Annotated in this window: 6 protein-coding genes and 3 pseudogenes; 4 read left to right on the top strand and 5 right to left on the bottom strand. The window is 65.8% G+C overall.

Going from position 1 to position 9,633, the window contains the following annotated elements:
- Positions 1-583: 583 nt before the first annotated feature.
- On the bottom strand, positions 584-1,726 hold the full coding sequence (locus ACZ7GZ_RS40945; RefSeq protein WP_471032652.1) for a glycosyltransferase: 1,143 nt from the start codon (positions 1,724-1,726) through the stop codon (positions 584-586).
- A gap of 92 nt (positions 1,727-1,818) precedes the next feature.
- Between ACZ7GZ_RS40945 and ACZ7GZ_RS40940 the strand changes: the two genes are divergently transcribed.
- The 4 genes and pseudogenes from ACZ7GZ_RS40940 to ACZ7GZ_RS40925 form a co-directional block, all read left to right on the top strand.
- Positions 1,819-3,333: a hypothetical protein gene (locus ACZ7GZ_RS40940; RefSeq protein ID WP_471032651.1), complete on the top strand. Its 1,515-nt coding sequence runs from the start codon at positions 1,819-1,821 to the stop codon at positions 3,331-3,333.
- Positions 3,334-4,056: 723 nt separating this feature from the next.
- The gene (locus tag ACZ7GZ_RS40935) at positions 4,057-5,061 is read left to right on the top strand and encodes a helix-turn-helix domain-containing protein (protein WP_471032649.1); all 1,005 of its coding nucleotides are present in this window, start codon (positions 4,057-4,059) and stop codon (positions 5,059-5,061) included.
- A gap of 253 nt (positions 5,062-5,314) precedes the next feature.
- Entirely contained in the window at positions 5,315-6,151 is an 837-nt protein-coding gene (locus tag ACZ7GZ_RS40930) for a Bax inhibitor-1/YccA family protein (protein ID WP_471032647.1), read from the top strand.
- Between the two features lie 45 nt (positions 6,152-6,196).
- A pseudogene (locus ACZ7GZ_RS40925) lies at positions 6,197-6,415 on the top strand (transposase); the annotation flags it as partial.
- Positions 6,416-6,772: 357 nt separating this feature from the next.
- Here ACZ7GZ_RS40925 and ACZ7GZ_RS40920 read toward each other — a convergent pair.
- The 4 genes and pseudogenes from ACZ7GZ_RS40920 to ACZ7GZ_RS40905 all read right to left on the bottom strand — a co-directional run.
- A pseudogene (locus tag ACZ7GZ_RS40920) lies at positions 6,773-7,111 on the bottom strand (transposase); the annotation flags it as partial.
- 155 nt (positions 7,112-7,266) lie between these two features.
- On the bottom strand, positions 7,267-8,196 hold the full coding sequence (locus tag ACZ7GZ_RS40915) for a hypothetical protein (RefSeq protein ID WP_471032646.1): 930 nt from the start codon (positions 8,194-8,196) through the stop codon (positions 7,267-7,269).
- 16 nt (positions 8,197-8,212) lie between these two features.
- Positions 8,213-9,055, bottom strand: a complete 843-nt coding sequence (locus ACZ7GZ_RS40910) for a papain-like cysteine protease family protein (protein WP_471032643.1) — start codon at positions 9,053-9,055, stop codon at positions 8,213-8,215.
- Positions 9,056-9,471: 416 nt separating this feature from the next.
- A pseudogene (locus ACZ7GZ_RS40905) lies at positions 9,472-9,633 on the bottom strand (IS630 family transposase); the annotation flags it as partial.

Genomic DNA, 9,633 nt, shown 5'->3' with positions numbered 1-9,633 from the left:
CACCTGGCGGCAGGGCAGCAAGGGCACGATGGCCTCGCGCTTCGCCGTGCTCCAGGTGCGGCCGTCGGGAAAAGAGGCCTGCCGAACCGCCCAGGTTACCGATCCAATCGGGTGAGCTTTCACATGGGTCCGTTACTGATCCAGATCGCACCAGTTAGGCGGAGTCGGATGGCGAGACGAGCGCCTCCGGTGTGTCAACTCCGGGCGCGCCGGAGGTATTCATAGGCCGCCGTTACGGCACCGCACCGTTCGTACCTTCAGAGGAGAAGATGTGGGATCCGCTGTCAGCTTCGAGGAGCTCGGTGAGCTGTTCGGGGAGGAGTTGCCCGCACGGATCGTGCTGTCCACTGTGATGACAGCGGGTGGTGACAAGGGCGGATACCCGACGCTCGTCAGGAGAGATACGGGTACCACGGTGGCCTTCGCATGCCAATACCACGAAGTCCCGGGGAATCAGTCCTTGCTGGCTACGATCGGCCTCGTCTCCACTCCTCCTCCGAGTTACACCATGATCTGCATGCCCGCCAGTATCATCACTCATTCATGACCTGTAGAGGGCCCCTGTATCAGCCTCAAACACGGGTTATGTGACGACCCCGCCGTAAACCCCCATCAGAGTGTCCACGACGGCTTCGATGGAGAACTTCTCGCGGATGAGCCGGAAGGCCGCCTCCGACGCCTTTACGTTGGCGGCCGAACCCAGGAGTTCCAGGACGGCCTGGCCGACGACTTCGCCGTTGTCCACGTCCGGGCGGCTGTCGGTCAGCCGCCCGGCTCCGGCCGCTGCCACATCCGGGGAGAGCCCGCCGGTCCGCGTCACGACGACCGGCAGGCCGACGGACATGGCTTCCAGAACCGACACGGCGAACGGTTCGACGATGGACGGCAGGACGTACACATCCGCCTGACGCAGCCGCTCCAGCACCTGAGTGTGGTCCAGCGCCCCCACGTACTCCACCGAATCCCTGACGCCCAGTTCCCGGGCTAGGTCGAGCATCGGCCGGGCGAGCGCGCCGGTGTCGGGGCCGGCCAGCACGAACCGGGCGTCCGGATGCTCTTTCAGCACCGTCGGGATGGCCCTGATGAAGTCCTCAGGGCGCTTGCGCTGCTGTACCCGGGCCAGATAGAGCACCGTCGGCGGGCGCTCGCCGCGCGGGGGCCGCCGCTCCCGTAGCTCCACGCCGTTGACCAGCCGATGCGCGTTCCTCAGCGGGGTGTCGGGGATGACCGCCTGTACCCCCTCCCGCTCCGCCTCTGTGAGATACAGCAGGCCGTCGGCCTCGCGTAACACGCGCCGCAACGCCAGCAGATCGACCATACGCGCCACGCGCTTGTCGGTCGGGTCGATCATGCCGTGTGTCTGGAGCACGACCGGTCGGCCGCGGCGCAGCGCCATGAGCGCGAACGGCAGCGTGATCAGATCGCGCATCAGGTGGACATGGACGACGTCGGCGGCCTCCACCAGCCGCCGGGCGCGGGCGAGCAGCGCGAGCGAGGTGATGCCGCTGACCTCGAACCGCGGCAGCACATGCCGGGCCTGGAACATGAAGGAGGGCACGCCTTCGATGGCCGCCGGCAGCGGGCCGTCGAATCCGTCGCCCAGCGTGGCGATCCGCGCGTCCACTCCACGGGCTCTCAGCCCCTTGGAGAGGTTGAGGGCCACGCGTGTGGGCCCGCCGAAGTCGTTGGTCGGCGTGTGCAGAGTGACGACGTGCAGAACCCGCACCGACGATCTCCTCCCCTCAGATGCTCCCCCGCGCCGTCCTGCCAGCCCAGGTCTCCCTACACTGCCCAGGTTAGAGGACGCGAGGGAGGACCATGGCAGTCGAGGTGACGGACGAGCAGTCGGACGCGGCAGGAGACGACGAGCCGACCCACTTATCCTTACCGGACCAGGTCGCGCCCGCCTCGCGGCGTACCGTGCTCTCCCGGGCCATGGCCATACCCCTGGCTCTGGGGCTGGTGTTCTTCCTGCCGGTGCTGGTGGCCGTACAGGCCGGTCCCGGTGTGCGGGACACGGCGTACTGGCTGCAGTTCACGCTCACCTGCTACGCGGGGGCCCGACTGGCCGCGATGATCCTGGCGGCCCGCCGCCGTCTGGTACAGGGCTCCTTCTGGCTGTTCGCCTACGTGGCAATGGGGGTGGCCCCACTGGCCCAGGCGGTACTGGGCCAGACACCGACTCCGATGGTCGGGCCACGCTCGGACTTGGTTGCCGCGGTGTCCCTGGCGCTGTGCGGCTGTGTGGCGTTCGACGGGGGTGTGCTGCTGGCCCGGGACGACCGCCCGGCGGTGCCTGGCGGCACCCGCGGGCCACACCGTACGGCATCGGTCAACCGCCGCAGGCTGTATGTGCTGGTGGCTGTCGCGTACGCCGCGAGTGCGCTGTTCATCCTGAAGCTGGGGGGGCCCGAAATCTTCTTCAGCAGCCGCCAGGAGATCAGCGAGCGGCTCCAGGCAAGCACCGGTGACCACTCCCAGGTCGGCTCGGCCTTTCTGCGCGGCTTCGGGACAGTACCGGCGCTGCTGGCGTTCCTCTTCCTGACTCGATGGCTGGTCACGTCCCGCTACGCGCGATGCCGGCTGTCGGTGATCTCCATGTGGGCTGGGCTGCTCGCGGTGAACGTGGTCGTCAACAACCCGATCTCCAACCCACGCTACTGGTTCCTGACGGTGATTTCCTCCATCCTTTTCACCGCCTTCCCCAAGAGCCCAGTGGTGTACCGGGCCGCGCTGGCCATTGGAGTCGTGGCCGCACTGCTGCTGTTCCCGTTCATGGACCGTTTCCGTTACGACGAAGGGGGCCGGCGGCCGGTGGAGTCGTCCTCCGTCCTGGACCCTCTGGTGCGCAAGGACTACGACCAGATCGGTATGTTCGCCAACACCATCACTTTCGCCGAGGCGGGTCATGGCCACACCTATGGCAGTCAGCTCGCGGCCTCGGTGTTCTTCTTCGTACCGCGCTCGGTGTGGCACCACAAGCCGCTCGACTCAGGCGTGCAGGTAGGCCAGTGGATGGGTATGAACAACACCAACCTGTCCTCTCCCCTGTGGGCAGAGCTCTGGCTTGACTTCGGCCCAGCGGGCATGACCGGTGGGTTTCTGATCCTGGGATACTTCTGCGCGCGCGCCGACCGCCGTTACACGCACCGCACAATCGATCACCCCCATCCGGGCCACATCCTGGCCATCGTCATCCCCCTGGTCAGCGGGTACGCCTTCATCCTCCTCCGGGGCCCACTGCTCCAAGCCTCAGGACGCGTGGGCATCGCACTTCTGTGTCTGTCCCTGATCACCACCTTCCGCTCGGACGAACGCAGGCTGCTCCGGTGATCCGACAGCCAGGCCTCGGCGTGACACCGACCGGCCGGTCGCCACGGAGCACCGAGGTCTCGTAGTACACATCCGATAATCCCCAATGCCGCTGCCCGGCAGTGGCGAAGCCCTGCTACCGCAAGGAGCCCCACGGGAGCCAATACACCAGGTGCAATATACGACGTACAGCGATTACTCGAACCCGGCGTAGATGATCACTAACGCGAGGTGGGGCGTCTGTGGCACCCATGCCGGACCAGGCGTGCAAGCTTCCGAGCATGATCACTTCCTTCTCCGTCCGGCGACGCCACACCCCCGGCGCCTGCTGTGCTCAGCCGCAGCGGCGCAGAGCACAGTCGTACTGACAGAGTGCTCACCGAGACAGCGCCGTCAAGTGGCAGCGGCGCCAGTTGGGTTGCCCTGTTGCCCGGCCGTTGGGCGATGGGCACTGGCCACCGGCTCGTCCAGGCTCCTCCTGGCCGGGTCAGCTCTCCAACGGCTTGGACACGACTCGCCAGCGTCTGTTACGGCCAGGCCTTTCATTTCTGTGAGCTGCCAGGAGGGCTGGGGGAGACCCAGGTCTTGGGCAACGGCGCTCGGCGTCAGCGCTTTGCGAGCGAGACAGCTTTGGCCTCCGGTCTCCCGGACGGGGGAATGCCACCTCGAAGGCAGCACATAGCCGAGCTAGGACCGTAATCTCAGACCGGAATGCCGCTTCGCCGGGCGAGAGGACGGGCCCCGATGAGCACGCTGGTCTTCGAGAGCGACGACTTGGGCCGGACTGAGGAATTCTTCAACCATATCTACGCCGGCATGCGCATCGGCGCCACCACCCCGGAGTCCAGCCGCACGACGATCCACCGCATGGTGATGCCCTCGGTGACCGTTGCCGAGTTCGACATGGACTTCGACATGAGCTACTCCGCCGCTCCACTGGGCATGGTCGCCCTGTGCCTCGTCCACGAGGGCTCCATCCAGTCACGCACCCTGGGAGACGTCGCTGACGTCGTCGGCCCGGGCGACCTGGTCTCCTTGGCCCCGCCCGACCTGCCCTCCGCCGGGCGGGTCCACTCGGCGCGCTACAACTTCACGATGCTGCACCCGGATCTGCTCACCCAGGTCGCGGCGACTGCAGAAGGGCGGAAGCCCCAGCCCGTCCGCGTTACCGGACACCGACCGCACTCGGCGGCCGCGGCCCGCCAGCTGCAAAACGCCCTCTGCTACCTGCGCGACCAGGTGCTGGCCGAGCCTACTGTCGCGGGCCAGCCTCTGATCGTCTCCGCCGCCGGCCAACTGCTGGCCGCGAGCGTCCTGTCGGCCTTCCCCAACACTGCGTGCACCGACCCCACCGCGTCCGACCGCAACGACGCACACCCGTACACGTTGCGACGAGCTCTTGCCTACATGGACGAAAATGCGGACAGCCCCGTCACTCTCGCGGACATCGCCGCTGCGGCCCACGTCACCATACGGTCCCTGCAGTACGCCTTTCGTCAGCACCTCGACACCACTCCACTCGCCCACCTTCGCCGGCTGCGCCTCTCCCGCGCACATGACGAGCTGCTGGTGGCCGATCCCTTCAGCGGCACCACAGTCATGGACATCGCCACCCGATGGGGCTTCTTCCACATGGGCCGCTTCGCCGCCCTCTACCGCGAAACCTATGGCCGATCACCGCGCCAGACCCTGACGGACACCACAACGTCCCGATCGCGGCGCCCCGGCCGAGCGAGGCAAGAAGGCTGACAATCTCAATCTACGGCCTGACGCCCGGGAAGGCGGTACCGGACGGCTCGAAACCTGCTGTACGTCGCGACGTCGGTCACACCAGGCCTACCGGACCACTCCCCCGAACGGCGGGTCGCCGACACACGCGCGGGAACGCTGCACGCGGCCGATCCGTTGGTTCGGGAACATCATGTCTGGGCTGAAGACAAGCGACGCAAGGCGAGCGAAACGTTTATGCGAGGTCGGACGCACCGTGCTCATGGAGGAAGCGATGAGAAGCAACAATCCGGTCTTCCGGCGGGGGTTCTCGCGTAGCGACGGATACGCGAGATTCGGCACCGGCGCGGCGGCAGCCACCAACCCGTATGGGTATGGCGGCTCGTACGGCCACGGCGGCGGCAACCCGTACACGATCACGTCCCAGCAGACGGACCAGGCGTCCGCAGCCGGTCCCATGACGATGGATGATGTCATCGCCCGCACCACCATGACGCTGGGCACAGTCGTCATCGGATCACTGCTCGCCTGGTTCGCGTTGCCGGTGACCTCCACCAGCTACGGCATCGCGATCGGAGCTGGGCTGGTGGCGATGCTTCTCGGCGTCGCCCAGTCGTTCAAACGGACCCCGTCCCCCATTCTGGTCATCGCCTACGCGGCCTTCGAGGGTGTGTTTCTCGGGGTGATCAGCCGCATGTACAACGAGGCGTGGCAAGGCGCCCCAATGCAGGCGGTACTGGGCACGGTAGCGGTGCTCTCCGGCATGCTGCTCGCCTACAAGACTCGGGTGATCCGGGTCACCCAGCGCTATTTACGCATCGGCACGGCCGTCGCGATCGGCTTCCTGCTGCTGACGGCCGTCAATCTGCTCTTTGCCCCATTCGGCGGTGGCTTGGTACTCAGCGGCGGGCTCGGCATCTTCGTCGGGATCATCGGCGTGCTGCTCGGAGCCTTCTTCCTGTCACTGGACTTCAAGCGGATCGAGGACGGCATCCAGTACGGCGCCCCTCGCGACGAGTCGTGGCTCGCCGCCTTCGGTCTCACCATGTCGTTAGTGTGGATCTACCTGGAGATGGTGCGGCTGATCACTCTCCTGCGCCGCGACGACTAGCGAGGCGGTGTCTTCAAATGGTCTTCCGTGGTAGGTCATGGCTGAGTGATACGTCGCTACGAACTGTCGGTTGAGGGACGGGAGTTCGTCCGGCTGCTGCTGCCTGAGTCCGTGCGGGGGCGGGAGCGGTTGGACGACCGCACCGTGCTCAACGGGATCGTGTGGAAGTTCCGGGCCGGGGTGGCATGGCGGGATGTGCCCGAGCGGTACGGTCCCTGGGCGACGCTGCACACCCACTTGCGCCGGTGGGCCTTGCACGGCTCGTTCGAACGGATGCTCCGGGCCGCGCAGGCGAGGGCGGACGAGGAGGCGTCGACTGGCTCGTGTCGGTCGACTCCACCGTCGTCCGCGCCCACCAGCATGCCGCGGGGGCCCGAAAAGGGGGCTCCGCAGCCCGGCACTCGAACGTTCCCGAGGTGGCCTGACCAGCAAGATTCACCTGGCCTGCGTCGGCGCCGGCCGCCCGCTCGCCTACACCGTCACGAGCGGGAACACCAACGACTGCACCCAGTTCACCGCCGTGATGGAAGCGATACGGGTGCCCCGGATCGGCCCGGGACGGCCGTGGGTCCGCCCCCCGCCCACGTGCTGGGCGACAAGGGCTGCAGCCCCCGGGCGAATGGCCTGTTTGCCCAGCGCACCGCGGTACTGGTGGGCGACAGCGACCGACATCCTGCCGTCCTTGGGGAACGACACGTCATCGACCGCCCAGGCGTCCGGGCCGATCCGCGGCACCAGCCGCTCGGCGATCCGCCGGCGCACCGGCACCGGATCCCAGGTGGACTGGTTCACCAACTGGCGCAGGTCCTGCTCGCTGCCGTCCGGCAGCCACGAGACCATGGCCTGGATGGACGCGCGGCGGCCGTCCATCATCAGTCCCCGCAGATAGCTGTCGCTCTTGGCCCGCTGGTCCTTGCGCGGTATCGAGGCGAACACATCCGCCACGAATAACGCCAACATCGCCCGAACACGATTGACTTCACCGCCCAGCCCGCCACCCCATCAGCGTGCTGTTCGCGATGCTCCGCGACGGCACCTTCTACGAACCCAGAACCCCACGCCTCGCTTGACGAAAGACATAGAGACACCCCCGGGGACCGACAACCATAGGTGCGTCAGCGCTCGGTGACCGTCCTCCGTCGGCGTATGTACATAGCACCGCCGACCGCCACGAGGCCAGCGGCGCCGGGAAGTGCTGCCAGCTGCCAGTGGTCATCGGAGCGCGGTGAGGGATCGACCGCCTTGGACTGAGGGTCCTCACCTGTCGGGGTAAGGCTTGCGTACCCGCCGGCCAGTCCCTTGCGGTCGTACTCGGAGCCCGGCAATTTGTCGCCGTACCGTTTTTTCACGAGCTTCTGGTACTCAGCGAGAGGGATGCGGTCCTTGCCCTCGAGGCCGGTACGTGCCTCCTTGTTGAGCGGTTCGACCGAGCCCTTGTCGGTGAGCCGGTACCAAGCATTGATTTGCGGCTCGGTGAAGGTGCGTGTGTGAGGGGTACCGGCGCCGCTTTCCGCGAAGGTGACTTCTCTGTCTCCGTCGCGGATGCCGGAAAGTTGCCAGCCGTCGCTGCCCGCGGTCGCGCCGCCGACGTTCTGTGTCTGGCCCTTCGGAGAGAGCAGCACAGAGGCCTTCTGGCCGTCTGAGGCGGTGACCCGGGACGCGAGGAAGGAGAGTCCCAGCCCCTCTTGGAGGGCACCTTTGACCTTACCCAGGACGAACTCGGGGCTGACCTCGTAGATCGGCACAAGGGATTGGAGGTCGAACTGGGGTGCGCCTGCTGTTGTGGTCGTATTGGTGGGTCCGCCGCCCTGCGTGCCGCCGTCCGCGTCGCCGGTGCCTCCCTCTCGCTTGGCCGCGCCGAAGAAGCGCGAGACGGTCTCCTTGACCTTTTGGGTCTGGAGCACCTTCTGGGCTGACTGGTAGCCGGGGATGTCGCCACCGGCGTCGGCGGCATGCGCAGGGGTGGTGGTCATCGCGGCGAGCGCTGCTGCGGTGAGGACGCCACCCCAAGCGGCCGCGTGCGTGGAATTCCGCTTAATCTGCATGGTCGGTCGTCCTCCTTTAATTATGAATGTTGATGCGCGAGTGGGTCCACTCGAATTGGTTGTTGCTCGAGTACTTGTCGTAGGCCCACCATGTGTACGTCTGGGTGTTGGGCCACGGGTCACCGACTGCGATCATGTGGCTGGCGCTGTCGTAGCCGTAAATGACGTTCATGTGGCCGCCGCCGCTGCGCCAGCCGATCCGGACGGCGAAAGGGTGACCGGCCTTGATCTGCTGAGTGGTTTCAGAGAAGGAGGCGCGGCTAATGCTGTCGCCGCTGTCGGCGATGCCCATTCTGTCAAGGCCGTTGGCCATGTCATCGAGCGTGGCGGGCTGGTTGTTGCAGTTCACCCAGCGGCCAGTCGCGGCGAGTTGGCAGAAGTCGTGCTGGTCGTAGCCGGTAAAGCCCCAGTATTTGGCGATGGTCAGGCCGGACGCGTCCCAGCACCACTGGCTCTGGACCTGCTTCTGCATCTTGATACTGACAGTTTTCTGACCGGTCGTGGGGGTTCCCGGGGGCGTCGGGGTTTCCGGATCAGGATTGCCGTTGCAGGCGGGCAGATCGTTGGTGTTCTCGGCGATGAAGGCGTCGGCAATGTAGTACGAACCTGAGCGCACCCATCGGGAGTCGTTCTCAACCGTGGTGCCAACGGTCCGGCAAGTCATCGAAATCTGGTCACCCACGCGTGAGCGGCCGACGATCGTGGAGGAAGTTGAAGGCTGGGAACGCTGGTTGATGACGCTGTACTTCCCCTGTCCGCCGTAAAGGGTGCCGGTTACGGCGGCTTGGGCTTGGGTGCCGATGGCTAAGCCGAGGGCGACGCCGAGCGTAGCGGTGACAGCGGCTATGAGCGCTCTCACTCTTCTGGATAATCGAATCCTGTGCACCATTTTCCTTTCAAAAGGACGGGACCCGGCAGCGGCGTACGGATGAAGGGGGTGAGCGCCCCGGAGGCGCAACGCCCTGTCCCGTTTGGGCCGTGTGCGGACATCTTGCCAGAGAAGGAAGGTCGCTTCTGCCTCAATATCCTTACGGTGAGCACTGGTTCTGCGATAAGTGACTCCTCAGTAGCTGCTGATGAGCCATCAGATTTCGCTGTGGGACCCCAAATTGATGACGCATCATGTCTTCCTGTCTACTGCTTGATGTGGCGTCATTCGAGACTGTGATCTTGCCTACACCTACCGATCGCGCTCTGGGTTGCTGAGCCGCCGCGGGAGTAGTTACTGACGGGTCATTTGAAGAACAGTTACTGATGAGTTGTCATGGAATGGAACTAGTGAACTGAGTCGGAGATCCGTCGGCAGTAGGCGGCGACTTTGTCGAGGATCTCGTCGGCAGTTTTCGTCCAGACGAATGGCCGTGGGATGCTCGTTCCAGTCCGCGAGCCAGGTCCGGATGTCGCGTTCGAGGGCCTGGACGGAGCGGTGGACACCGC

The sequence above is a fragment of the Streptomyces sp. NPDC037288 genome, from assembly GCF_055603265.1.
This window is presented reverse-complemented; position numbering and strand designations above follow the sequence as displayed.